General features: G+C 71.0%; 23 protein-coding genes. 13 read left to right on the top strand and 10 right to left on the bottom strand.

Annotation, left to right across the window (positions count from 1 at the left end; all coding sequences use genetic code 11):
- Window positions 1–176 precede the first annotated feature (176 nt).
- Window positions 177–884 (bottom strand): FadR/GntR family transcriptional regulator, encoded by a 708-nt coding sequence (locus JHY01_RS01155; protein ID WP_205323753.1) that lies wholly within the window; start codon window positions 882–884, stop codon window positions 177–179.
- A gap of 142 nt (window positions 885–1,026) precedes the next feature.
- On the opposite strand from JHY01_RS01155, the gene JHY01_RS01150 reads away from it, so the two are divergent.
- The 3 genes from JHY01_RS01150 (at window position 1,027) to JHY01_RS01140 (ending at window position 3,946) form a co-directional block, all read left to right on the top strand.
- A complete protein-coding gene (locus tag JHY01_RS01150) occupies window positions 1,027–1,530 on the top strand; it encodes a gluconokinase (RefSeq protein WP_205323752.1) in 504 nt (167 codons plus the stop codon).
- 48 nt (window positions 1,531–1,578) lie between these two features.
- Window positions 1,579–2,970: a GntP family permease gene (locus tag JHY01_RS01145; RefSeq protein ID WP_205323751.1), complete on the top strand. Its 1,392-nt coding sequence runs from the start codon at window positions 1,579–1,581 to the stop codon at window positions 2,968–2,970.
- 124 nt (window positions 2,971–3,094) lie between these two features.
- Window positions 3,095–3,946, top strand: coding sequence for a virginiamycin B lyase (locus JHY01_RS01140; protein WP_205323750.1), 852 nt, complete (start codon window positions 3,095–3,097; stop codon window positions 3,944–3,946).
- Window positions 3,947–4,128: 182 nt separating this feature from the next.
- Here the strand turns inward: JHY01_RS01140 and JHY01_RS01135 are convergent, their stop codons facing one another.
- Window positions 4,129–5,319 carry a M20 family metallopeptidase gene (locus JHY01_RS01135; RefSeq protein WP_205323749.1) on the bottom strand — a complete coding sequence of 397 codons (1,191 nt, stop codon included), beginning with the start codon at window positions 5,317–5,319 and terminating at the stop codon, window positions 4,129–4,131.
- Window positions 5,320–5,485: 166 nt separating this feature from the next.
- Window positions 5,486–7,282 (bottom strand): bifunctional UDP-sugar hydrolase/5'-nucleotidase, encoded by a 1,797-nt coding sequence (locus tag JHY01_RS01130; RefSeq protein WP_205323748.1) that lies wholly within the window; start codon window positions 7,280–7,282, stop codon window positions 5,486–5,488.
- Window positions 7,283–7,501: 219 nt separating this feature from the next.
- Between JHY01_RS01130 and JHY01_RS01125 the strand changes: the two genes are divergently transcribed.
- The 5 genes from JHY01_RS01125 (at window position 7,502) to JHY01_RS01105 (ending at window position 10,554) form a co-directional block, all read left to right on the top strand.
- Window positions 7,502–8,500, top strand: a complete 999-nt coding sequence (locus tag JHY01_RS01125; RefSeq protein WP_205323747.1) for a 2-dehydropantoate 2-reductase — start codon at window positions 7,502–7,504, stop codon at window positions 8,498–8,500.
- Window positions 8,501–8,601: 101 nt separating this feature from the next.
- A complete protein-coding gene (locus JHY01_RS01120; RefSeq protein ID WP_205323746.1) occupies window positions 8,602–8,955 on the top strand; it encodes a YbaB/EbfC family nucleoid-associated protein in 354 nt (117 codons plus the stop codon).
- Window positions 8,955–9,284: a hypothetical protein gene (locus JHY01_RS01115; RefSeq protein WP_205323745.1), complete on the top strand. Its 330-nt coding sequence runs from the start codon at window positions 8,955–8,957 to the stop codon at window positions 9,282–9,284. The genes JHY01_RS01120 and JHY01_RS01115 overlap by 1 nt, the downstream gene beginning before the upstream one ends.
- A complete protein-coding gene (locus tag JHY01_RS01110; protein WP_205323744.1) occupies window positions 9,281–10,300 on the top strand; it encodes a hypothetical protein in 1,020 nt (339 codons plus the stop codon). Before JHY01_RS01115 ends, JHY01_RS01110 begins: the two co-directional genes overlap by 4 nt.
- Window positions 10,297–10,554, top strand: coding sequence for a hypothetical protein (locus JHY01_RS01105; protein ID WP_205323743.1), 258 nt, complete (start codon window positions 10,297–10,299; stop codon window positions 10,552–10,554). Before JHY01_RS01110 ends, JHY01_RS01105 begins: the two co-directional genes overlap by 4 nt.
- A gap of 11 nt (window positions 10,555–10,565) precedes the next feature.
- Here the strand turns inward: JHY01_RS01105 and JHY01_RS01100 are convergent, their stop codons facing one another.
- The 4 genes from JHY01_RS01100 to JHY01_RS01085 are packed head-to-tail and all read right to left on the bottom strand — an operon-like array spanning window position 10,566 to window position 15,297.
- Window positions 10,566–11,624: an ATP-binding protein gene (locus tag JHY01_RS01100; RefSeq protein WP_205323742.1), complete on the bottom strand. Its 1,059-nt coding sequence runs from the start codon at window positions 11,622–11,624 to the stop codon at window positions 10,566–10,568.
- A complete protein-coding gene (locus JHY01_RS01095) occupies window positions 11,621–12,292 on the bottom strand; it encodes a response regulator transcription factor (protein ID WP_205323741.1) in 672 nt (223 codons plus the stop codon). Before JHY01_RS01095 ends, JHY01_RS01100 begins: the two co-directional genes overlap by 4 nt.
- Window positions 12,293–12,304: 12 nt before the next feature.
- Window positions 12,305–13,951, bottom strand: a complete 1,647-nt coding sequence (locus JHY01_RS01090) for a serine hydrolase (protein ID WP_205323740.1) — start codon at window positions 13,949–13,951, stop codon at window positions 12,305–12,307.
- A gap of 47 nt (window positions 13,952–13,998) precedes the next feature.
- Window positions 13,999–15,297 (bottom strand): BNR-4 repeat-containing protein, encoded by a 1,299-nt coding sequence (locus JHY01_RS01085; RefSeq protein ID WP_205323739.1) that lies wholly within the window; start codon window positions 15,295–15,297, stop codon window positions 13,999–14,001.
- A gap of 185 nt (window positions 15,298–15,482) precedes the next feature.
- Between JHY01_RS01085 and JHY01_RS01080 the strand changes: the two genes are divergently transcribed.
- Window positions 15,483–16,229 carry a GAP family protein gene (locus JHY01_RS01080; protein ID WP_205323738.1) on the top strand — a complete coding sequence of 249 codons (747 nt, stop codon included), beginning with the start codon at window positions 15,483–15,485 and terminating at the stop codon, window positions 16,227–16,229.
- Between the two features lie 39 nt (window positions 16,230–16,268).
- Here JHY01_RS01080 and JHY01_RS01075 read toward each other — a convergent pair whose 3' ends face one another.
- Entirely contained in the window at window positions 16,269–17,426 is a 1,158-nt protein-coding gene (locus JHY01_RS01075) for a cellulose binding domain-containing protein (protein WP_205323737.1), read from the bottom strand.
- A gap of 217 nt (window positions 17,427–17,643) precedes the next feature.
- On the opposite strand from JHY01_RS01075, the gene JHY01_RS27165 reads away from it, so the two are divergent.
- From JHY01_RS27165 to argG, 4 genes are all read left to right on the top strand, one after another.
- Window positions 17,644–18,255, top strand: a complete 612-nt coding sequence (locus tag JHY01_RS27165; protein WP_205324039.1) for a glyoxalase — start codon at window positions 17,644–17,646, stop codon at window positions 18,253–18,255.
- A 131-nt stretch (window positions 18,256–18,386) separates the two neighbouring features.
- Window positions 18,387–18,749, top strand: a complete 363-nt coding sequence (locus JHY01_RS01065) for a hypothetical protein (RefSeq protein ID WP_205323736.1) — start codon at window positions 18,387–18,389, stop codon at window positions 18,747–18,749.
- A gap of 190 nt (window positions 18,750–18,939) precedes the next feature.
- Complete coding sequence (locus JHY01_RS01060; protein WP_205323735.1) at window positions 18,940–19,395, top strand: hypothetical protein; 456 nt, start codon at window positions 18,940–18,942, stop codon at window positions 19,393–19,395.
- A 165-nt stretch (window positions 19,396–19,560) separates the two neighbouring features.
- On the top strand, window positions 19,561–21,021 hold the full coding sequence (gene argG / locus JHY01_RS01055; protein ID WP_205323734.1) for an argininosuccinate synthase: 1,461 nt from the start codon (window positions 19,561–19,563) through the stop codon (window positions 21,019–21,021).
- 53 nt (window positions 21,022–21,074) lie between these two features.
- Here the strand turns inward: argG and JHY01_RS01050 are convergent, their stop codons facing one another.
- Both JHY01_RS01050 and JHY01_RS01045 read right to left on the bottom strand, forming a co-directional pair.
- A complete protein-coding gene (locus JHY01_RS01050; RefSeq protein ID WP_205323733.1) occupies window positions 21,075–21,728 on the bottom strand; it encodes a maleylpyruvate isomerase family mycothiol-dependent enzyme in 654 nt (217 codons plus the stop codon).
- Window positions 21,725–22,582 (bottom strand): alpha/beta fold hydrolase, encoded by an 858-nt coding sequence (locus tag JHY01_RS01045; RefSeq protein ID WP_205323732.1) that lies wholly within the window; start codon window positions 22,580–22,582, stop codon window positions 21,725–21,727. The genes JHY01_RS01050 and JHY01_RS01045 overlap by 4 nt, the downstream gene beginning before the upstream one ends.
- Between the last annotated feature and the right edge of the window lie 16 nt (window positions 22,583–22,598).

Here is a 22,598-nt window from a genome sequence, read left to right as displayed (position 1 = left end):
ACAAGGGACTACTGTGGTGTCGGTCTGCTGCTTGCCATCGGGGGTGTCGTGAATGCCTTTCTGGGTAGGTGACGCGTGAGGTGCTACGGCAAGTTGCAAACGCCTGGGTGTGGCGGTGGGCACGAAGGACACCACTGCGGAGAGCAGTGATGTGTCACATGGCACCGGGAACGGGCTCAGCCCGGGAGCATCGCCGAGCGGACTTCGACCAGGAGTGCGCGCATGGCGGTCTCGGCCTCGGCGGATCGGCCGCCCGCGACCGCCGCTGCGACCGCTTCGTGCAGGTCGAGGGCCTGAGGGACCGGTTTGTGGGGCATGAGGCCGAGCTGGGTGCGGCCGCGCAGGACCGCCGCGACCACGTCGGCCAGCGCGCCGAACATCTCGTTTCCGCTGGCCTGCAAGAGGAGCGCATGGAATTCGACGTCGCGTTCCATGAACTCGGTCAGCTCGGCGGCTTCGCCGAGGCGTCGGAGGGTGGCGGCGAGCTCGACGACGCGGGAGCGCTGGGCGGCCGTGGCGGCGCGGGCGGCGGCGCCCGCGGCGAGGGGTTCGACGGCGATGCGCAGCTCGGTGAGGGTGCGGAGCTGGGCGCCGCGGGCGGGGCCGGAGAGGCGCCACCAGATGACCTTGGGGTCGAAGACGTTCCAGTCGGCGATGGGGCGGACGGTGATGCCGACGCGGCGGCGGGATTGGACGAGGCCCATGGATTCGAGGATGCGCATGGCCTCACGGGCGACGGTGCGGGAGACGCCGAAGCGCTCCTGGATCCCGTCGAGGGTGAGGACGTGTCCGGTCGGGAGCTCTCCCGCGGCGATCTCCATGCCGAGCTTCTCGAGGATGGGGTCGTGGAGGCCGGAGCCGGACTGGTTGCGGCGTTCGATCATGCGCTCGCCCCGTGCCGGTGGTGCCGTGTGTCCCTTTGCCTGTCGCCCATGTCGGAATCCTATACGGGCCGAGTTTGCATCAGGGTGCAAATGGTGTTACCTTTCCGTTGATTAAGTACTACCTTTCGATGAGGAGGGGTCCATGGCGACGACCTGCCTGGTGGTCATGGGGGTCGCGGGCTCGGGCAAGAGCACCGTCGCGCGGCTGCTCGCCGATCGGCTCGGCCGGCCCATGGCCGAGGCCGACGAGTTCCACCCGGAGGCGAACATCGCCAAGATGAGCGCCGGGATCCCGCTCACCGACGCCGACCGCGAGCCGTGGCTCGTGGCGCTCCGGGACTGGATCAGCGATTACGACGCGGCAGGACAGGGGACCGTCGTCACCTGCTCCGCGCTCAAGCGCTCCTACCGGGACCTCCTCCGCGGCGCGACCGCCCGCGTCCGCTTCGTCCACCTCAGCGGCACCCGCGAGGTCATCGGTGAGCGTCTGGCCTCCCGCAGCGGGCACTTCATGCCGCCCAGCCTGCTCGACTCCCAGTTCGCCGACCTCGAACCGCTCGGCGACGACGAGGACGGGATCACCGTCGACGTCGCCGCCGCTCCCGAGCAGATCGCCGACCGCGTCTGCGCCGGGATCGAACCCTAGCGCCCAGCGCTGTCGACCCCCCGTTTGTAAGCAAAGGAGCTTTCAACCATGGAAATGGAATGGACTCAGACCCTGGGAGCGGGACCGCTCCTGGGGATCGCCGCCGGAGCCGTCGCGCTCCTGCTGGTCCTCATCATCTGGCTGCGCGTCCACGCGTTCCTGGCGCTGGTCACCGTCTCGGTGCTCACGGCGTTCGCGACGGGCATCCCGGCCCAGTACGTCATCCAGACGCTCACCACCGGGTTCGGGGCGACCCTCGCGAGCGTGGCCCTGCTGGTGGGCCTCGGCGCGATGCTCGGGCGCCTCGTCGAGGTCTCGGGCGGCGCGAAGGTGCTCACCGACATGCTCATCGACAAGTTCGGTGAGCGGCGCGCCCCGCTCGCGCTGGGCGTGGCCTCGCTGATCTTCGGGTTCCCGATCTTCTTCGACGCCGGGCTCGTCGTCATGCTGCCCATCATCTTCGCGGTGGCGCGCCGTCTCGGCGGCGGCGTCCTCACGTACGCCCTGCCCGCCGCGGGCGCGTTCTCGGTGATGCACATCTACGTGCCCCCGCACCCCGGCCCGGTCGCGGCGAGCACGCTGCTCGGCGCCGACATCGGCCTCGTCGTGGCGCTCGGCCTCCTGGTCGCGATCCCCACCTGGTACCTCACCAGCTACTTGTACGGCCTGTGGATCGGCAGGCGCATCGAGCTGCCCGTCCCGGACGTCCTCTCCGGCGGCCCGCAGGTCGAGGAGCCTCAGAACCCGCCGAAGGCCCGCGCCGTCATCCTGCTGCTGCTCCTGCCGCTGGTGCTGATCTTCCTCGACACCGGTCTCAACACCGCCGGCTCGGTCGGCTGGCTCGACTCCGAGGCCGGGTGGTTCAACGTGGCCCGCGCGATCGGCGCGACTCCGATCGCGCTGCTGATCACCGTGTTCGTCGCGAGCTACGTGCTCGGCGCGCGGCGCGGGAAGTCCCGCGCCTGGGTCGAGGACCTGCTCAACAATGCGCTCGCCCCGGTCTGCGCGATCATCCTGATCACCGGCGCGGGCGGCATGTTCGGCGGCGTGCTGCGCGCCAGCGGCATCGGCGACGCGCTTTCGGGCGCGCTTTCCGACATCGGGCTGCCGGTCGTGGTGGCCGCGTTCCTCATCGCGACCGCGCTGCGCGTCGCGCAGGGTTCGGCGACGGTCGCGTTGACCACGGCGGCGGGCCTGGTGCAGCCGATCGTGGCCGGGGACGGCTTCAACTCGGTCGAGCTGGCGGCGATCGTGATCGCGATGTCGGCCGGTTCGGTCATGCTCAGCCACGTCAACGACTCCGGGTTCTGGCTCGTGGGCCGCTTCCTGCAGATGGACGTCAAGACCACGTTCAAGACCTGGACGGTCATGGAGACCACCATCGGTCTCGTGGGCTTCGCGGGCGCGGCGCTGATCTTCGCCCTGGCCGGCGCCGCCTAGCGCGGCTCGAGGGAACCGGCCTCCGCGGCGGTCGGCGGGACGCAAGGGGGTCCCGTCGACCGCTCTTCCAGACCCGGTGTTACCGTACGATGTACGGAGTAGTGTGGCGGGAGGAGACCGGCTGATGAGAACTGTGGCAGTCGCCAAGGGCGCCTATGGGATCGCGTTCGCCGCGGACGGGACTACCTGGTTCACCGCGGCCGAGGCCGCCCGGGTCGGGCGCGTCACCGAGGGCCGCGAGCCCGAATACCGGGAGCTCGAGGACGGGTCGCAGCCGACGGTCGTCGCCGTCGCGCCCGACGGGTCGGCCTGGTTCACCGAGTACAAGGCCGACCGGATCGGACGCCTCGGCGCCGACGGCGAACTCAGCGAGGTGCAGCTGGCCGAAGGCTCAGGGCCGTACGGCATCGCGGTCGACCGTTCGGGCGCGGTGTGGTTCACCGAGACCGCCACCGACCACATCGGCCGGATCGGACCGGACGGGGAACTGCGCCGGTTCGCGATTCCGCACCGAGGCGGATTTCCCTCGGCCATCGCGGCCGCGCCGGGAGGCGACCTCTGGTTCACACTGAACGCCGCGGCCTCGGTCGGCAGGGTCGACACCGAAGGCGCGGTGACCGTGATCCCGCTCGAGCTGCAAGGCGTCGCGCCGGTCGGCATCGCGGCGGGCGCGGACGCGGTGTGGTTCGCCGACATCATGGGCGACCGGGTCGGGCGGATCGACAAGGACGGCACGATCACGGCGGCGGCGCTGAGCGAGGGCGCGAAGCCGCACGCGGTGGTCGCGGACGCCGAAGGCGGCTGCTGGTTCACCGAATGGGGCGGCAACCGGATCGGGCACGTGACCGCCGACGGGAAGGTCACCGGCCACGATCTGCCAGTGGCGAACAGCGAACCGCACGGCATCGCGATCGCGCCGGACGGCACGGTCTGGGCGGCACTGGAGATCGGGCAGCTGGTGGGTCTGCAGGCTTAAGGCCGTCTGCCATCCCGAGCCCCCACCCACCCAGAGGGGCAGTGACTGTAGGGCCGAGCGTGGCAGCCGAGTCCGACAGAAAACCGGCGAAATCACCGCCCGAGGACGCAGATTCACCCGATCGAGCGGGATCGCATGGGCGGCCCGCTTCGCGGGCCGCCCTCTTCCTATTGCGCGCGTTGCTAACCGCGGGCCATGCGCCTGACCGCCAGCTCGGCGAGCAGCGCCGATCCGTCCGCCAGGACGCCGTCGTCGAACGCCGCCCGCGGGGAGTGGTTCGACGCCGCCTCGTTCGGGTCGTCCTGAACGGTCGCCCCGTAGAACATGTAGCTGCCCGGCACGTTCTCGAGCACCCGCGAGAAGTCCTCCGAACCCATCACCGGGTTCGGCATCTCCATGTACCGCTCCGCCCCGAACAGATCCTTCACCGTGGCCTCCACGAACGCCGCCTCATCCGCGTCGTTCACCGTCGCCGGGTACTCCCGGTCGAACCGCACCACCGCCGTCAGCCCGTGCGCCGCCGCGATGTCCTCGGCGAGCTTCACCGACTCCTTCTCGACCTGGTCGAGCGCCTCGGCCGAGAACGTCCGCACCGTCGCCTCGAACTCGGCCCTGTCCGGGATGATGTTGTGCCGCGTCCCGGCATGGAACGTCCCCACCGTGATCACGATCGGCTCGAACGTCGAGAACCGGCGCGTCACCAGCGTCTGCAGTGCGGTCACGATCTCCGCCGCCACCGGGATCGGGTCGAGCGTCGCGTGCGGGCGCGAACCGTGCCCGCCCTTGCCGACCACGGTCACGAACAGCCCCGACGAGGCGGCCATCATCGGCCCCGGCCGCGTCGTGAACACCCCGCGCGGCACCATGTCCGAGATGACGTGCAGCCCATAGGCGGCGTCGGCCTTGCGACCGGCCGCCTCCAGGACACCCTCGGCGATCATGTGGCCCGCGCCGTCATGGCCCTCCTCGCCCGGCTGGAACATGAACACCACGTCCCCGGCGAGCTCGGCCCGATGCGCCGCGAGCAGCCGCGCCGCGCCCACGAGACCCGCCGTGTGCAGGTCGTGGCCGCACGCGTGCATCGCGCCCACATGCTCCGACCTGAAGTCCACGTCCGTCTCCTCGGTGACCGGCAGCGCGTCCATGTCGCCGCGCAGCAGCACCACCGGCCCCGGTTTCCCGCCGCGCAGCACCGCGGTGACGGCCGTCGAGCTCTGCCCGAGGGTGATCTCCAGCGGCAGGCCCTCCAGCGCCGCGAGCACGGCAGCCTGCGTCTCAGGGAGGTCCAGGCCGATCTCGGGGATCCGGTGCAGCTTGCGCCGCAGAGCGATCAGCTCGGGTGCGATCGCTGCGGCCGCTTCGCGGAAGTCCATATGCACTCCTGACATCGGGGATGGTCGCTACTAGCCGGACGGCAAGGCCGCCTGGTGAACGCAATACTGCCACGTCCCACCCGGGCGCCGACAGGCCTTTTCGCAGGCCGAGAACGACAGCGGCGCCGCGGCTCCGAAGAGCCCCGGCGCCGCACTGCTCGCGTCCCTAGAAGACCGGGGTGCCCTCGCGGGTCAGCACCCAGTCGACCGACGCGAAGTCGGCCGGGTCGAGGCGGTTCTTCTCGGTCACCCACTCGATGATCCGGGTGCGGATCTCGATCGACTCGCTCCAGATCTCGGTCGCCGCGGCCACGTGCGGGAAGTTCCCGCCGCCGTTGGCCCGGTAGTTGTTGACCGCCAGCACGAACCGCTGGTCGTCGGCCAGGGCCGCGCCCTGGAACCGGAGGTTCGCGATGCGCGAGCCGACCGGCTGCGCGATGTCGATCTCGTAGGTCAGGCCCGAGACGTAGTCGTAGTTGTAGTCGGGGCGGCCGCCCGCGCCCGTGATGTTGTCGGTCTTCGCGGCCGGGTCGACGATGATCTCGGCGCCCGCCGGCGTCTGCACGAAATACTGCGCCGAGTACTCCAGGTACGCCCGGATCTCCGCGCCCGTCATCAGTTTCGCCACGAGCGTGTTGTCGTAGATGTACAGGCCCGAGAGGTCCTTGATCTTGACGTTCGCGGCCGGGAGCTCCGCCGTCCGCGAGAACGGCGAGGCCTGCGCGATCACCGGCAGGTCCGCGTACTCGGTGCCCGCCAGCGCGGCCGTGACCGTGTCCACCTGGACCTTCGCGATGAGGTCGATGATCGGTTCGTCCTTGTAACGGGCCTCGGCGGTGGTCAGGAGGACCACGGCCTCCTTGGCGACGACCTGGTTGACGTAGGTGACGACCTCGTTGTGCTCGTCGGCGAGGATCGCGCCGATCTCCTCGTCCTCGACGGCGGTGTTGGAGTTGAGGACGGAGGCGGAGACCGACTCCACCTTCCACTTCCCGCGTTCCAGGACCAGGTCGAAGTCGAAGAGGGTGAGGCGCTGGCCGTAGCAGAGCGGTTCGGAGAGCACGACTTCGCGGCCGTCGGGGCCGGTGACGCGGGATTCGGGGACTTCGATGTGGGCGTGGCCGACGAGGATCGCGTCGATGCCGGGGACCTGCTGGGCGACGAGTGCTGAGGCGTTCTCGATGCCGAGGCCGGTGGAGGTGTCGTAGGCGGAGGTGCCCGAGGTGCCGGAGTGGGCGGAGACGATGACGACGTCGACGCCCTGCGCCTTGAGTTTGGGCACCCAGTGGGCGGCGGTGGACTCGAGGCTGGGGAAGTCGAGGACGCCGTCGACGTAGGCCTTGTCCCAGATGGTCACGCCCGGGGTGCAGAGGCCGAGGACGGCGACCTTGACGTCTTTGCCGCAGGGGGTGCGCAGGCGCTGGATGTGGTAGGGCGGGAAGGCGGGTTCGCCGGTGGCGGTGTCGACGACGTTGGCGCCGAGCAGCGGGAACTCGCATTGGGAGTCGAATTTGGCGAGGGTGTCGAGGCCGTAGTTGAACTCGTGGTTGCCGAGGGCCGCGGCGTCGTAGTGCATGGCGTTCATGGCCTGGGCCATGGGGTGGACGGGGCCGGCTTCGGCGGCGATCGGGTCGACGCGCGCGTAGTAGTAGGCGAGGGGCGTGCCTTGGATGGTGTCGCCGGCGTCGATGAGGATGGTGTTCTTCGCGCCGCGTTCGTCGCGGATCTGCTTGACGAGGGTGGCGACGCGGGCGAGGCCGCGGGTGTTCCCGGCGGCGTCGCTGTAGGCGGCGTCCTTGAAGTAGTCCCAGTTGAAGATGTTGCCGTGGAGGTCGGTCGTGCCCATCACGGTGAAGGAGTAGCGCTTGGGCTGCTTGGCCTCGGCGGGTGAGGCGGCGGCGACGGCAGCGGCCGCCCCCGCGGCGGCCGATGCTCCGAGAAGGGTCCTGCGGTTGACGCTCATGTGGTACTCCAGTCTGCTGCGCCGAGGGATTCGAGCAATATGTGAGGAGTATTGCACCTGGCCAGGGAGGTCATCCCATGACCCCATATTGAACGCGGAATGTCGATCCCGAAACGTTTCGGCCCGATCGGCCCCGCTCCGCGTCGCGGGCAGGGCACCTGAACGCGGTGGCCGTTCTCGTCCGCCGCGCGCGTTGGGCGGGCGCAGTAGCATCCGGGGATGATCTGCGTGTTCGGCGCCGGGAGCATCGGCTGCTATGTGGGAGGCAGGCTCGCGGCCGCCGGAGCCGAGGTCGTGTTCGTGGGGCGGCAACGGATCATCGGCGAGGCGGCCTCGCACGGGCTCACCCTGACCGACCTGCACGGTAGCGAGAGCCGCGTGGACGCGCCGCGTTTCGCGACCTCGCCGACGGCCGCCGCCGGAGCGGAGCTCGTGCTCGTCACCGTCAAGTCCGCGGCCACGGCTGCGGCCGCAGAAGCCCTCGCACCGCAACTGGAACCGGGCGCCGTCGTCATCAGCTTCCAGAACGGGCTGCGCAACGCGGACGTCCTGCGCGAGCGCCTGCCTCAGGTGACCGTGCTGCCGGGAACGGTCGCCTTCAACGTGGTCCACTCCGGACCAGCCCGCTTCCACCAGGGCACCGCGGGCGGTCTCGGCGTCCAATCCCATCCGGCACTCGACTCCTTCGGGCCCGCGTTCGCCCGCGCCGGGCTCACGCTCGCCGACGAGGCCGACCTCCAGGGCGTTCAGGCCACGAAGCTCCTGCTCAACCTCAACAACGCCGTCAACGCGCTCTCCGGCCTCCCGTTGAAGACCGAGCTGTCGCAGCGCGCCTACCGCCGCTGCCTCGCGCTCGCCCAGCGGGAAGCGCTCGCCGCCTACCGGGCCGGCGACATCCATCCGGCGAAGACCGCCGGGCTCGACCCGCGCCTGCTCCCGGCCCTGCTCGGCTTGCCCGATGCGCTGTTCACCCGCGCGGCCGCGACGATGCTCGCCATGGACCCGCTCGCCCGTTCCTCCACTTGGGAAGACCTCGAGGCCGGAAGACCGACCGAAGTGGACTATCTGAACGGCGAGATCGTCGCCCTCGCGGCCGAGCACGGCGCCGCCGCGCCCGTCAATGAACGCCTCACCGCGCTCGTGCACGCCGCCGAGGCCGGCGGACGCCGCGACTGGAGCGGCCCCGAGCTGCTCGCCGAACTGCGCCGCGCCGCCTGAACCCGCGCCCCGCCTTGTTCAAAAGCGTGACACCGCTGGTTCACTCTCGTTGGCTAGCTTGACAACCGCACCACCAGACTCGGCGACGGCGAAGGAAGACGATGCGCACCCCCGAAGAGATCATGCAGGACCTGGAGCACCGCGTTGCCGTGATCCAGGAGCAGGCGAGCCGCGCCGAGCAGGCGCTGGCGGCATCGGAGACGACGCTCGCCGGTGACGAAGGCGCCGTCCATGTCACCGTGAACGCGGGAGGCGCGCTCACCGGGCTCCGCTTCTCCAACGAGGCCAAGCACATGTCCGGCACCGGACTCGCCGAACTCGTGCTCGACACGTACAAGCGGGCCGTCGAGGAGTCCGGTCGGAAGACCGCGGAGATCATGTCCGACCTGCTGGGAGGGGACCCGGAGGCGATGGGCCTGCTCCAGTCGTTCACCGCGCCGAAGGCGGAGGACTGATGGTCCAGGTCGACCCGCAGGCGCTGCGCGAGCATGCGGCGCGACTCGCGAACGGTCCCATGGCGAGGGTCAGGGCCGCGGCCGACGCGGCGAACACCGTGCGCCTCGGTGACGAGGTCGCGTACGGCATCGTCTTCGCCCAGGTCATCCCGCCCGTCCTCGACCTGTTCCTCGACGACGCCGGAGCGGCCCTCAACGCCGCCGACGACCTCGGCCTCGGCTTCGCGGAGGCCGTGAACGACACCGCGATCCAGCATTTGGCCGCCGACCAGGAGGTCGCGGCCCTCTTCGACGAACTCGGCAGGGAACTGGACGGGCACACCCCATGACCAACCCGCTCATCGAAGGTCCGACCGCGACTTCGGATCTCCAGGGCACCAAGGTCGTCGGCGGCCTTGCCAAGACCGCCACGGCCTACGGCGCGGCCTTCACTGCGGAGGACTTCAGCTTCATGGACGCCGGGGTCGCCACCGCCACCACCGCGATCGATGTGCTCTCCTTCGTCGCCAACCCCTTCAAACACCTGCTCCAGGCCGGGGTCGGCTGGCTCTTCGAGCACATCTGGTTCCTGCGCGAACCCCTCGACTGGGTCGCCGGCAACCCCCAGGCGATCGAGGGCCTGGCCCTCACCTGGAACAACATCTCGATGGAGATGAGCACCGCCGCCGACGAATGGGCCGCCGAGCTCACGAGCGTCGAGGACTGGGACGGATTGGACGCCGCCGCCTACCGGTCCGCCGCGGCCGGGTTCGAGCAGGTCCTGCGCTCCAGTGCGGCAGCGGCGGCGACCACCGCGAACGGCGTCAACATCGCCGGCGTCGCCGTCGGCATCCTCCGCACGATCTTCCTGGAGATCATCACCAACTTCATCGCCGAGGCGATCATGTGGGCGCTCAGCGCCCTCGCCACCGCGGGCTTCACTTTCGGCGCGACCCTCGCCGCCGCGATCGCCCGGATCGTCTCGAAGGCCGTGAGCGTCTTCGCGAACCTCGTCGGCAAGCTCGGTCAGCTCATGTCGAAGTTCGGCCGCTACATCGCCTCGTTCCGCAAGTTCGGCAGCCAGTCACAGGGTCTGAAGCATGCCATGGACACCGCCACCGACCAGCTGCTCAAGGGCGCTTCGAAGGCCTTGATGAATGGCGGTCGCATGACCATGAACGGTGCCCACAACATCCGCATGGAGTCCCTCAAACCGCTCTCCAAGAGCCTCGACCCGCTCAAGAACAACTGGGGCAACCCGATCAACACCCAGAAGGTCCTCAAATACTCCGCTACCGAGCTCAACCGCGGCCGCAACAACGACGACCAGATGGAGCAGGACCGGAAGGAGAACGGAGGCCCTTGATCTGGATCGTCCTCATCCTCGTCTGCCTCGCGGGCGCCCTCTACTTCAGCGTGCGCTCGGCACGGCGGGAGCTCCATGAGGGGATCGACGCCCTTGAACGGCATCCGCCCGACCTGTCGAAGCTGACCGGCGCGCAGCGCGCCGAATATGAACGGCTCCTGGCCGCGCACCGCCGCGCCGAGACGGCGGAGGAGGCCGAGCGTGCCGCCGTCGAAAAGCTCAGACGCGAGCAGGACGAGCAAGAGGGGCGTTGAGCGGACGGCCGCTACGCCTCCTTGGCCGGGAGCGTCAGCCGGAACCGGCAGCCCCGGCCGGAGTCGAGGAGCTCGACCTCGCCGCCGTGGGCCTGCGCGATCTGCCGCGCGATCGGCAGCCCCAGGCCCGTGCCCGAGGCCCGGCCGCCGCGCCAGAACCGTTCGAAGACCCGTTCCCGTTCGGCCGCAGGGATACCCGGCCCCTCGTCGGTGACGACCACGGCGATCCCGGCCGCCGAGCGCTCGATCTCGACCTCCACCGCCGTGCCCTCCGGGGCGTGCTTGACGGCGTTGTGGACCAGGTTCGCGACCGCGCGGTGGACGCTCGGGCCGTCGACCGGGGCCTCCGCCGAGGCCTCGCCGCGCAGTTCCAGGCGGACCGAACGCGACGCGGCGAAGGCCGCCACTTCCGCGAAGACCTCGCGCGCCAGCGCCGTCACGTCGGTCGGGCGCCGGTCGATGACGCGGGCCCGCCCGCGCGCGTCCACCAGCAACTCGCCCACGGCGTCCCGCAGCCGTTCGGCGGCGTTCCGGCTGCGCTCCAAGCCCTCCCGGTAGAGCTCGAGGTCGGGTTCGGGGTGGCGCAGCACCACATCGGCGCCGGTGATCAGGACGGCGAGGGGGGTCCGCAGTTCGTGGCTGGTCTCCTCGACCAGCCGCCGCTGCACCTGCGCCGAGCGTTCGAGGCGGTCGAGCATCGCGTCGAACGCGGCGGCGAGCCCCATCGCCTCCGTGGTGCCCTGCGCGCCGCCCACCCGCAGGCTGAGATCGGAGGCCTCGATCCGTGCGGCCGCTTCGCGAATCCGCTCGAACGGCCGCACCGCCCGGCCGGACCACCACCATGCGAGCGCCGCCGTGACCGGCAGGAGCGCGATCACGGTGCACCACGCCCATCCAGTCGGATCCACATCGGACGATGCGACCGTCCGGGTGGTGCCGTCGGGCGCGGTCTCGGTGAACTCGTTCCGGTCGAGCGAGGTCACCGCGAACACGAGCACCACCGGCAGGTAGATCGCGAGCGCCCCGGTGAGCGCGAGCCTGGCGCGCAGCGAGCGCAGCAGCCCGATCACGGCGCCTCCCGCAGGACGTACCCGACACCGGTCACCGTGCTTATCGGGCCGGGCTCGCCCAGCTTGCGCCGCAGGCGGCTCAGGATCACCCGCACTGAGGCGGTGAACGGGTCGGCGTTCGCGTCCCAGACGTGTTCGAGCAGTTCCTCGGCGCTCACCGTCCGGCCCGCGTAGTGCATGAGGTATCGCAGCATGGAGAACTCCCTCGGGGTCAGGTCCAGTTCGACACCGCCGCGCCAGGCCCGGTGCGCGGCGGTGTCGAGCCGCAGGTCCCCGACCGCGAGGACCGCGTCGTGCGCGTCGGTGCGCCGGGCGAGGGCGCGCAGTCTCGCGGCCAGCTCCTGGAAGCTGAACGGCTTGACGAGGTAGTCGGCCGCGCCCGCGTCGAGCCCCGCCACCCGGTCGTCCACGGCGTCGCGGGCGGTCAGCACGAGCACGCGGCGGGGGCGGCGCAGCGCGGGGTCGGTCCCGAGCCGCCGCAGCAGCTCCAGGCCGTCCCCGTCCGGCAGTCCGAGGTCGAGGCAGACCGCGTCGAAGTCGTTGCAGCACAAGAGCGCTTCGGCCTCGGCGCAGGTCGCCGCGAGGTCCACGGCGTAGGCCTCGCCCCGCAGGCCCATCGCGAGGACCGGGCCCAGGTCGCGGTCGTCCTCGACCAGCAGGATGCGCACGCCTTCCCCTCTCTACCGGCGGGCTTCGACGGTGCCCGCCGGTCCGGTCGCGGTCATCAGGTCGTCCTCGAAGGACACCCGGACGCCCGCTCCGGCACCGGCGAGGTCGGCTTGGCGGTACTCGCCGTCGCCCGTGGGGACCAGCGTAAACGCGGGCGGCTCGACCCCGAGCGAAACGGCGCCCACCCCGCCGTGCCCGTCCAGCGCGTACCAGGCGAGCACGTCGTCGTCCGCGGTGCCGATGCGCGCGTAGGTGCGCAGTTCACCGTCCTCGACGGCGGTCCCGGCGAGTTCGACCCGCTCGATCGGGCCGAGGTCGGCTTCGATCGCCTCGCGTTCCTCCCGGCCCGTGTCGGTCTCGCCGTTCAGAAGCGCGAGCACATCGTCCTCATGGGCGGCGACGTCCTCGGCGCTGAACTCGCCGGAGGAGAACAGGGCGGCCACCGCGTCGGCGCCGTCCGCCGCGATCTCGAGGCCGTCCGCCTGGGCGGTGACGTGGAATCTCGATCCGGAATCGAGCGTGTAGACCCCTTCGCGCGCTTGGAGTTCGGCGGGGTCGACCTCGGCCCGGCCCTCGGGGGCGGGGATCGGCTCGCCCGCGATGAGCGCGGGGCCGATCGCGTCGACCAGCTCACCGGCGACGACGCCGTCCGTGTTCGAGGTGACGGCGATGGAGGTGCCGCTCTCGGGCAGCCAGGCCGCGACCGCGTTGTGCCCGGTGTCGCCGCCGCCTCCCGAAGCGGTGATGATCGGGACGCCGAACATGTCGGGCCCGACGGACACCCATCCGGGGATCTCCATGGTGCCGTCGCCGTTGTCGAAACCGGTCTCCAGCAGCAGGTCCATCGCGTCCTCGGAGACGACCGCGCCGGTGAAGAGCCCCCTGGTCCAGGCGCCGAGCTCGGCGGCGGTCATCGCCAGGTCGCCGTTCCCGGCGAGCGCCCAGTGCGGCCCGGCGAAATCGCCGTTCTCCGAGGACGATCTCCCGTCGACGGTGCCGACCGCGCGCGGCCCCGGCGCGGCGGGCTCGCCGTCCCAGAACCCGCCGATGCGCTCACCGCCGACCTGGAGGATCTCCTCGGCCAGGTATGAGCGGTAGTCGCCCGTAGCCTCGTCCACGATGAGCGCCAGCAGCGCGTACCCGGCGTTCGAGTACAGGAACTCGGTGCCGGGCTCGAACGCGGAACGCAGGCCGCCCACGGCCGCGACGGCGTCCTCGCGGTCGAGCGGCCGGTGGTCCTCGCCGTGGGCGCCATCGAGGCCGCTCGTGTGCAGCAGCAGCTGCTCGACAGTGGCTCCGGCTGCGGGGCCTTCGAGGCCGGGCAGGAGATCGCCGGCGCGGTCGTCGAGCGCGAATTCGCCCGCGTCCACGAGGTCGACGACCGCGGCGGCGGTGAACGCCTTGCTGATCGAGCCGATCGCGAACACCGTCTCGTCGGCGTTCGGCGTCGACTCGTCCGCCAGGCCGAACGCGGCCCGGCAGTCGAGGCCCGCGCCGTCGCCGATCGCCAGCGCGCCGCTGAACCCGGCATCGGCCCAGCGGCTCAGCGCGCTCGTGAACGCGGTGTCGCAGCCCGCGCGCTCGGTCTCGGTCTCTGGTTCGGCGCTGCAGGCGGCCGCCAGCAGGGCGGCCGCGAGGAGGGCGGAGATGCGTCTCATGCGCCGAACCGTAGGCGCGGCGCTGTGAACCGGGTGTAAACGAGCGGTCAGGAACGGGGGAGGTCCAGGAGGACGACCTCGCAGCGGTAGTGCTGGGAGGCCGTCATGGGGCCGCGGAACCACAGGAGCGGGGTGCGGGACGGGTCGCCGGGGGCGACGATCGGCCGCAGATTGTCCACTTCGGAGTTCTCGGTGACGGGCGTCCAGGCCCAGAACCTGCCCGCGGCCGCGGCGCGGCCGTGGAAGATCTCGCGGCAGGGGAGCGTCGAGCCGTCGCGCGGGTCGATCGGGGTGGAGATGTAGACCGAGCCGGGGTCGTACGGGTCGATCGCGGCGAGGCCCGTGTAGTCCTCCTCGTGCGGCATCAGGCCCGGCCCGGCCTTCGCGAGCTCGTTGACGGTCCATTCGCCGCCGGGCGCCATGCGGGCGTAGAAGAACCGCAGGTCCGGGGCGGCCTTCCGGCGTCCGAGTTCGAGCTCCTCCTCGCCGGCGCGGGCGGTGAGGATCGCGGCGACGCCGCCGTTCGCGGTGGTGCGGATGTCGGTGGTCCAGCAGTGCGAGATCCGCGTGCCGCCCCAGCGCGAACCGGCGGCGAGCACCGTGGTCAGGCCCTCCTGCGAAGGCGCCTCCCCGCTGAGTGCCTCGGGGTCGAGGACGGTGCCGTCGCTGCGGTGGAGCGCGCCGTGCTCGAGGTAGCCGTGGTAGATCGAGTTGTCGAAGTCCCGCGGATGGTGGTCGGTGGTGACCAGGTGGAGGCGGTCACCGGCGGCGGCGTACCGGGTGTAGCCGTTGACGTAGCCGACCTTGGGGCGGGTGAAGAGCTTGCCCGCGTAGGCCCAGGTCTCGCCCTCGTCGTCGGAGACGATCGCGCACTGGTCGTCGTTCACCGCGCGGGCGAAGCAGTACAGCCGCCCGTCCATGGCGCGCAGGTTCGAGTAGGTGACGCCGCGGCCCTCGGTGTGGGGGCTCCAGTCGAAGCCGCGCTCCGGGCCCCAGACGGTGGGGTCGTTCGGTTCGCTGATGCGCCAACGGGTCAGGTCGTCGGTCTTGTGCTTGGTGTAGACGGCGAGCCATCGGCCGTCGGTTCGCCGCCACAGGGCGGGCACGTCGTGGTCGTCGGTCTCGAACCGCTCATGGAGCACCGCGATCCGGGAGGTGCCGGTGCGCAGGTCGACGACCGCGAGTTCGACGTTGCCCGATCGGGCTTCGCCGCCGGGGCCCTCGGCGGCCGCGATCGATCCGACGACGAGCTGCTGCGTCTCGGGGTCGACGAGGGCGCGCTCGTCCTGGAACCAGCACCATGCGCCGTTGTCATTGACGACGATCGGCTTGGCGAACCGGGGCATGACGGCCTCCTTCGGCTGGTCCGCACGGCGCGGACTCATCGAAGACCGACAGTATCGGAAAGCGGTATCCAGGCGTTGCGCGGCCCGACCGCATCCAACGGCTTGCCACCAAAGATGCAGGCCCCCAACCGAAACTCGACCACCAGACCGACGCGCCCGGCAGCGCCGCTCCATACGCTCGGCACATGGACCTCGCACTCGCGGCCTCCCTGGCGGCCCTCGCGCTCATCGACTCGACCAGCTTCGGCACCCTTCTCATCCCGATCTGGCTGCTCCTCGCCCCCGGCCGCGTGCGCGCCGGGCGGATGCTCGCCTACCTCGCCACCATCGTCGCGTTCTACTTCGCCGTCGGCCTGCTCATCGCCGTCGGCGCCACCACCTTCATCGATGACATCGGCGCCCTCCTCGACACCCGGCCCGCACTGTGGACCCAGCTCGTCCTCGGCGTCGGCCTGCTCGTCCTCAGCTTCCGCTTCGACTCCAAGCAGCGGCACGGCGAGAGCGGGCGCGTGGCGCGCTGGCGCGAACGGGCCCTCGGCATCGATGCGGCCGAAGGCGAAGGCGCGACCCGCACCCGGGCCTCGGTGCTGCCGCTCATGGGCCTCGCGCTCGCGGCGGCCACGATCGAGGTCGCCACGATGCTGCCGTACCTGGCCGCGATCGGGCTGGTCACCTCCGCCGGGATCGGGGCCGCGGGGATCACGCTCACGATGGCCGGGTACTGCCTGGTGATGGTGCTGCCGGCGCTGGTGCTGCTCGCGGCCCGGCTGGTCGCGCGCAACGCCGTGGAGCCGCTGCTCAAGCGGATCAACGACTGGATGGTCAAGAACGCCGCCTCCACGACCGGCTGGGTGCTCGGCATCGTCGGCTTCCTCGTCGCCCGGGACGCGGCCTGGCGGCTCGACCTGTTCGAGCTGCTGCTCAACCGCTAGCAGGACGCCCCGGCGATCGCTCGCCGGGGCGCCGCCGCTTCAGCAGCCGATCCGCTCGGGACCGAAGGCCACGTCGTCGTACCAGAGGGTGTCCGCGTCGTTCCCGTAGCTCTCCCAGCCGAGCCGCAGATCGACGAGATCGGGGTTCCAGTCCGGCTTCGCGAGCCACTGCGCGTCCACGTCATGGGTCGGCGCGCCGTCCACGACCAGGCCCTCGACCGCTTCGCCGTCGACCCAGGTGGCGAGCCCGCCGCCGCTGATCCGGAACTCGACGCACGTCCAGGCCGCCACCGGCAGCGGCCGGCTCAACGCCACCCCGGCCGGGCTCTGGGCCGGCAGCGTCGCGTCGTCGGACTCCCGGTTCCATTGCAGCGCACCGTTCTGCCCGCCCAGGCGCAGATCGGCGCCGGCGTCGGCCCGGTCCTGCATGGCGATCATCGTGGTGTGGTTCTGCGGCTGCGCGGTGCCGTGCCGCATGTAGACGCGGAACCATTGGGCGTCGGCCGGGAGGTCGCGGCCGATGAACACGTGGTTGCAGTAGGTCGCGCCGCCCTCGATGCGGATCGAGGTGCCGCCGCTGTTGGCGACCGCCTTGTCCACGGCCGCGGTACCCGTGCCGGTGCAGTCGGCCGCGCCCACGGTCCAGTCGCCGCCGGGGACGGTGCCGGTCTGGTCCTCGAAGTCGTCGCACACGGCCCCGGCCGGGCAGTCGACCGGTCCGGGCGGATCGGTCGTCGGGTCCTCGCTCGGCGTCTCACTCGGGGTCTCGGACGGCAGGCTGACGCCGCCGCATTCGATCCCGTCGAGCGAGAACGAAGGCGGCTGCACCGCGCCGCCGGAGACGATCATCCCGAACAGCTCGCGGGTCTGGCCCGAGGCGACCGCGCCGTTCCATCCGACGTCGGAGCCGGTGAACCGCGTTCCCGACTGCTCCCAGTCGACGTTCCAGGCGCTCTGGACCGAGGCGCCGCCCGCCAGGTCGAACGCGAGGGTCCAACCGTTCACCGGCTCGCTCCCGGCCGTGAGCGCCACGGCGGCCTGGTGGCCGCCGTTCCACGAGCTCACAACGGTGTAATCGATCCGCTCGCAGGCGTCGGCGTGCGCCGGGCTCGCCGCGACCACCGCGATCGTCCCCGCGGCGAGCGCCCCGCAGGCGGCGGTGACGGCCAAGAGCCGCCGAGTTCGCATGACAGGCATGCACTGTCCTCCTCTGGTCGGGTCCGCACCACCCCAACCCGACGGCGGACTTGCCCCGTATATCGACTTTCATGAATATATACCCGTTTCGGGCGTCTGAGAAGGTCCGCGGAGTGATCAGGAATCGAGAAGCGCAGGGGGCGCCGGCGGAAATATCGTTGTGGACATGAGCAAGACCAGCACTTTCGCACACAGCGTTTATCTCAAGGAGCAGACCGTGAACGCCATCGAGACCGTGACCCTCGAAGTCGACGACACCGCCGCCGCCGAAGCCTTCTACGCCGCCGCCTTCGACCTCGGCACCGACTCCTGGCTGCGCGTGCGCACCGCCAAGGACCCGAGCAGCGGCTTCCGCGGCTACGCGATCTCCCTCGTGGTCGCCCAGCCCGGCACCGTCGACAGCTTCACCGAGACCGCCCTCGCCGCCGGGGCCACGGCGATCAAGGGCCCCGAGAAGAGCCTCTGGGGCTACGGCGCGATCCTGCGCGACCCGTGGGGCGCGATCTGGAAGATCGCCACCTCGCAGAAGAAGCAGTCCGGTCCCGTGACCCGCGAGGTCGACTCCGTCAACGTCGGCATCGGCGTCGCCGACGTGGCCGCCACCAAGCAGTTCTACATCGATCACGGGCTCAAGGTCGCCAAGAGCTTCGGCCGCAAGTACATCGAGTTCGAGGCCCCCGAGGGCGCCGTCTCGCTCTCGCTCTACAGCCGCAAGTTCGCCGCCAAGGCCGCGTCCGTCGACCCCGAGGGCTCCGGCTCGCACCGGATCGTCCTCGGCGGCGCCGAGACGTTCACCGACCCCGACGGCTTCGAGTGGGAAGCCGCTTAGGGGCGCAAGCGGAACGGCGCGGGCGTCCGGCCCGTGCCGCGGCGGCGGGGACGGGTGCGGCAACCCCGCTCGGACGAAACGGCGGCCTCGGGCTGCTAGCGTGGCCGGAAATCACGCGAACGGAGAACCCGATGACGGCACGACGAGCACTCGCCGCCCTCGCCCTCGGCGCGCTCCTGGCGCTCGGCGCCTGCAGTGAGGACGGCGGGATCGAGATCCCCACCGACTCGCCCAGCCTCCCCGACTGGGAGTCCTCCCTCGACGAACTCGCCTCCGAGCTCCCCACCGATCTCGCCACCGACCTGTGGGAGGTCGTCCCGGACGCTTCGCCCGAGGAGATCCTGCAGAACGTCCAGGAGATCTGCGGCCAGGTCGCGGCCAACGCCGACGAAGAGCGGCTCGCCCGCGACGCCGCCGAGCTCTTCGGTGTCGAAGAGGCGGAGGGCCCGACCATCGTCGAGACCGTGAAGCCCTACTGCGACGTGGTCGGCTAAGACGCCCGCTCCGGGAGGCGCGGTGCCCAGCCGCACGGTGCCTCCCTCTTGGACGGCCCCGGATATATGTGCCTGAAAGTGCACTGAAGTCTGATTTCTGGGTCTCTGGTGAGGAAGCACCCACCCTTGTCGCCGAAACGAGCGGTCCGGGCTTTGCGGGAACCCCATGGCGGGCGGCTACCGTTGAAGGATGACCTACAGCTATCTCTCGAGCGACGCTGCCACTGCCGTCATCGAGTCCAAGTATCCCAAGGCGCAGCGTCTCGCCGCGCTCTCGGACATGCTCGACGCCGAACTGCTGTGGGACCACGATGCCCGTACGTTCGTGTACGCCGTCGAGTGCTGGATCGAGGGCACCGGTTACGGCACCCGCCTCCACACCTGCGCGGTCTGGAACGTCACGGCCGACAAGGACCTGGCCTTCGGGTTCTCTCGCGCGTCCAAGAGCGCCGACCCCGAGCTCGTCTCGGCCGCCGCCAACGAGATCCTCGACATGGTCGCCGCCGGCGTCGCCGCCGCCGACGACGCCGCGGCCTCGGTCGCGATCGCCGCGGTCCTCCACAGCGGCCTGGCCGAATCGCCGTCCCGCAAGCCCATGTTCGCCGCGCTCCGCGCGCAGCAGGCCGCCCGCACGCCCGCGGTCTGACCACCATCGCAGCGGGCCGCCCTCGATCGAGGACGGCCCGCTTTTCGCTGCCCGGGAGTGAGCCTCGCCATGATGGCGGTGCGTCGAGCCTGGTCGCGGCCGTTCGCCCGAATCGGGCCCGACCCCGGGTTGCATGAAAATGCAGCATCATGCATACTCATAACCATGTCTAAAGTTCTCTCCTCGCTCCCCGTCGGCGAACGCGTCGGCATCGCCTTCTCCGGTGGCCTGGACACCTCGGTGGCGGTCGCCTGGATGCGCGAGAAGGGCGCGGTGCCCTGCACGTACACCGCCGACATCGGCCAGTACGACGAGCCGCAGATCCACACCGTCCCCGGCCGGGCCGAGGCCTACGGCGCCGAGGTCGCGCGCCTCGTCGACTGCAGGGCCGCGCTCGTCGAGGAGGGCCTGGCCGCCCTCGCCTGCGGCGCCTTCCACATCAAGTCCGGCGGGCGCACCTACTTCAACACCACCCCGCTCGGTCGGGCCGTGACCGGCACGCTGCTGGTGCGGGCCATGCTCGAGGACGACGTGCAGATCTGGGGCGACGGCTCCACCTACAAGGGCAACGACATCGAGCGGTTCTACCGCTACGGCCTGCTCGCCAACCCCTCGCTGCGGATCTACAAGCCGTGGCTCGACGCGGGCTTCGTGAGCGAGCTCGGCGGCCGGACCGAGATGTCCGAATGGCTCGCCGACCGGCGGCTCCCGTACCGGGACAGCACCGAGAAGGCCTACTCGACCGACGCGAACATCTGGGGTGCGACCCACGAGGCCAAGACCCTCGAGCACCTCGACACCGGCATGGAGATCGTCGAGCCCATCATGGGCGTCAAGCACTGGGACCCGGCCGTCGAGATCGAGACCGAGGACGTCCGGGTCGGTTTCGAGCAGGGCCGGCCGGTCACCATCAACGGCAAGGAGTTCGGCTCCGCCGTCGACCTCGTGCTGGAGGCCAACGCGATCGGCGGGCGGCACGGCCTGGGCATGTCCGACCAGATCGAGAACCGGATCATCGAGGCCAAGAGCCGGGGCATCTACGAGGCCCCCGGCATGGCGCTCCTGCACGCCGCCTACGAGCGGCTCGTGAACGCCATCCACAACGAGGACACCCTCGCGATCTACCACGCCGAAGGGCGGCGGCTCGGACGGCTGCTGTACGAGGGCCGCTGGCTCGACCCGCAGGCGCTCATGATCCGGGAATCGCTGCAGCGGTGGGTCGGCACCGCCGTCACCGGCGAGGTCACCCTGCGGCTGCGGCGCGGCGAGGACTACTCGATCATCGACACCTCCGGTCCCGCGTTCAGCTACCACCCGGACAAGCTCTCGATGGAGCGGACCGAGGACTCGGCGTTCGGCCCGAACGACCGGATCGGCCAGCTCACCATGCGGAACCTCGACATCGCCGACTCGCGGGCGAAGCTCGAGCAGTACGCCGGGATCGGCATGGTCGGCAGCGGCCACCCGACGATGATCGGCGCGGCCCAGGCCGCCTCCACGGGCCTGATCGGCGCGATGGACAAGGGCGGGGCGATCGCGATCGCCTCGCGCGGCCATGAGGCCTCCGACAATGAGCCGCTCGACGAGCTTCTCGACCACGCCGCGATCGAGTTCGGCACCGACTGATGCGATCACGAAGGCGCCCCGGAGTCCTGTGACTCCGGGGCGCCTTCGCGTCTTCAAGCCCGCCCTGCCAGTACCGCCGCGCCCGGCCCGTCGAGCTCGTCGAAGGACGCGCGCCGCCCGTTCACGGCCAGGAGCAGCGCGAGGGCCGTGCCGCGCGCCTCGGGGCCCTCGCCGATCGCCACGTCCGCGTCGACGGCGCGCAGCCTGATCGGGGCCACCAGCTCCTTCGCGCCGCCCATCGACGCCGAGAGGCCCGTGTGCGTGCGGAGCGCACCGACGACCGTCTCCTGCGGATAGTCGCGCGCGATGCCCAGCGGGCGGCGGATGTCCTCGCCGTGGACGACCTCCTCGACGAGCCGGGTGCCGAGCGGTCCCGGCGGCGTCGCCGTCAGCGGGGCCGCCCTGCGGAGCCGGTGCAGCGTCTCGAGCGGCGTGCCGCCCTTCTCCTTCGCCGCGCCGCTCGCGGTCTGGCGGTCGAAGTCGAAGCGCGCCTTGGCCATCCGGGTGAAGAAGCCGATGCGGGTGGTCCGGTAGGTGTCGACCAGGTGGGCGACGACGTCGTGCACGGTCCAGCCCTCGCACAGCGATGCCCGCTCCCACTGCTGCGGGTCGAGGGCCGCGAGGTCCTCGATGAGCGCCGCGCGCTCGGCATGGACCAGGGACCAGACGCCCCGCTTCATCGCGCCTCCCCGGGCTCGGTCGGTCATGCGTCCAGGACCTCGCGGAGGGCCGCCGCGAACTCGTCGGGCTTGCCGGTCTGGCCGTACTCGCCGCCGAGGAAGCCGCCGTGGTCGCCGGGGAACGCGACGGGCGCGGTGCCCAGCTCCTCGGCCACGGCCTGCGCGGCGCGGGCCGGGAGGATCTCGCCCGAGTCGGCGCCCACACCGATGACGATGCGGGTGGAGGCCGCGCGCAGTGCGTCGAAGTCGTGCTCGAAGGCGTTGCAGGTGACCATGTTCTGGCCCAGGAGCGGGTCCTCGCGGTCGCCGTCGTCCTCGGTCGGCAGTCCGAAGGCGGCCGGATCGGGGTCGGGCTGCTCGAGGTGCGCCGCCGTGAACGGGCCCTGGTGGGAGACCAGGGCGATGAACTTCGCCATGGCCGGGCCGAAACCGGCGGCCAGGTAGGTGTCGCGGACGTCCTCGCAGAACTTGAGGATCGTCTCACGGTCGGGCAGCGCGCTCGACGCCGGCGGCTCGTGGGCGACGAGGGTGCGGACCTGCTCGGGGTGCTTCGCCACCAGGGCGAGGGCGTTCACCGCGCCGCCGCTGCTGGCGAACAGGTCGACTGGTCCGCCGCCGATCGCGTCGATGAGCCGGTGCAGGTCGTCGGCGTGCTCGGCGACCAGGGTCTCGGCGGCGCCGTCGGTGCGGCGGCTGCGCTCGGAGCCGCGAGGGTCGTAGGTGACCACCCTGCGGTCGGTGAAGTGGCTTGCGAGCGTGCCGAAGCCGGGGGCCGCCATCGGTGAACCGATGAGCAGCAGGGTCGGCTCGGCGCCGTCGCGCACGTCGTAGTGCAGGACGGCGCCCGGGGCGTCGATGGTGTGGCTGTGCGGTTCGGTCATGGCGTCTCCTCGTATG

Source organism: Glycomyces sp. YM15, assembly GCF_016918015.1.
Taxonomy (GTDB): domain Bacteria; phylum Actinomycetota; class Actinomycetes; order Mycobacteriales; family Micromonosporaceae; genus Glycomyces.
The sequence above is the reverse complement of the archived record's forward strand: the minus strand, read 5'-3'. Positions and strand labels throughout refer to the sequence as shown.

What these genes read in the sequence shown, in the direction of transcription:
- JHY01_RS01155 (WP_205323753.1), bottom strand. Translation starts at nt 884, where the DNA reads ATGATCGAACGCCGCAACCAGTCCGGCTCCGGCCTCCACGACCCCATC.
- JHY01_RS01150 (WP_205323752.1), top strand. Translation starts at nt 1,027, where the DNA reads ATGGCGACGACCTGCCTGGTGGTCATGGGGGTCGCGGGCTCGGGCAAG.
- JHY01_RS01145 (WP_205323751.1), top strand. Translation starts at nt 1,579, where the DNA reads ATGGAAATGGAATGGACTCAGACCCTGGGAGCGGGACCGCTCCTGGGG.
- JHY01_RS01140 (WP_205323750.1), top strand. Translation starts at nt 3,095, where the DNA reads ATGAGAACTGTGGCAGTCGCCAAGGGCGCCTATGGGATCGCGTTCGCC.
- JHY01_RS01135 (WP_205323749.1), bottom strand. Translation starts at nt 5,319, where the DNA reads ATGGACTTCCGCGAAGCGGCCGCAGCGATCGCACCCGAGCTGATCGCT.
- JHY01_RS01130 (WP_205323748.1), bottom strand. Translation starts at nt 7,282, where the DNA reads ATGAGCGTCAACCGCAGGACCCTTCTCGGAGCATCGGCCGCCGCGGGG.
- JHY01_RS01125 (WP_205323747.1), top strand. Translation starts at nt 7,502, where the DNA reads ATGATCTGCGTGTTCGGCGCCGGGAGCATCGGCTGCTATGTGGGAGGC.
- JHY01_RS01120 (WP_205323746.1), top strand. Translation starts at nt 8,602, where the DNA reads ATGCGCACCCCCGAAGAGATCATGCAGGACCTGGAGCACCGCGTTGCC.
- JHY01_RS01115 (WP_205323745.1), top strand. Translation starts at nt 8,955, where the DNA reads ATGGTCCAGGTCGACCCGCAGGCGCTGCGCGAGCATGCGGCGCGACTC.
- JHY01_RS01110 (WP_205323744.1), top strand. Translation starts at nt 9,281, where the DNA reads ATGACCAACCCGCTCATCGAAGGTCCGACCGCGACTTCGGATCTCCAG.
- JHY01_RS01090 (WP_205323740.1), bottom strand. Translation starts at nt 13,951, where the DNA reads ATGAGACGCATCTCCGCCCTCCTCGCGGCCGCCCTGCTGGCGGCCGCC.
- JHY01_RS01085 (WP_205323739.1), bottom strand. Translation starts at nt 15,297, where the DNA reads ATGCCCCGGTTCGCCAAGCCGATCGTCGTCAATGACAACGGCGCATGG.
- JHY01_RS01080 (WP_205323738.1), top strand. Translation starts at nt 15,483, where the DNA reads ATGGACCTCGCACTCGCGGCCTCCCTGGCGGCCCTCGCGCTCATCGAC.
- JHY01_RS01075 (WP_205323737.1), bottom strand. Translation starts at nt 17,426, where the DNA reads ATGCCTGTCATGCGAACTCGGCGGCTCTTGGCCGTCACCGCCGCCTGC.
- JHY01_RS01065 (WP_205323736.1), top strand. Translation starts at nt 18,387, where the DNA reads ATGACGGCACGACGAGCACTCGCCGCCCTCGCCCTCGGCGCGCTCCTG.
- JHY01_RS01060 (WP_205323735.1), top strand. Translation starts at nt 18,940, where the DNA reads ATGACCTACAGCTATCTCTCGAGCGACGCTGCCACTGCCGTCATCGAG.
- argG (WP_205323734.1), top strand. Translation starts at nt 19,561, where the DNA reads ATGTCTAAAGTTCTCTCCTCGCTCCCCGTCGGCGAACGCGTCGGCATC.
- JHY01_RS01050 (WP_205323733.1), bottom strand. Translation starts at nt 21,728, where the DNA reads ATGACCGACCGAGCCCGGGGAGGCGCGATGAAGCGGGGCGTCTGGTCC.
- JHY01_RS01045 (WP_205323732.1), bottom strand. Translation starts at nt 22,582, where the DNA reads ATGACCGAACCGCACAGCCACACCATCGACGCCCCGGGCGCCGTCCTG.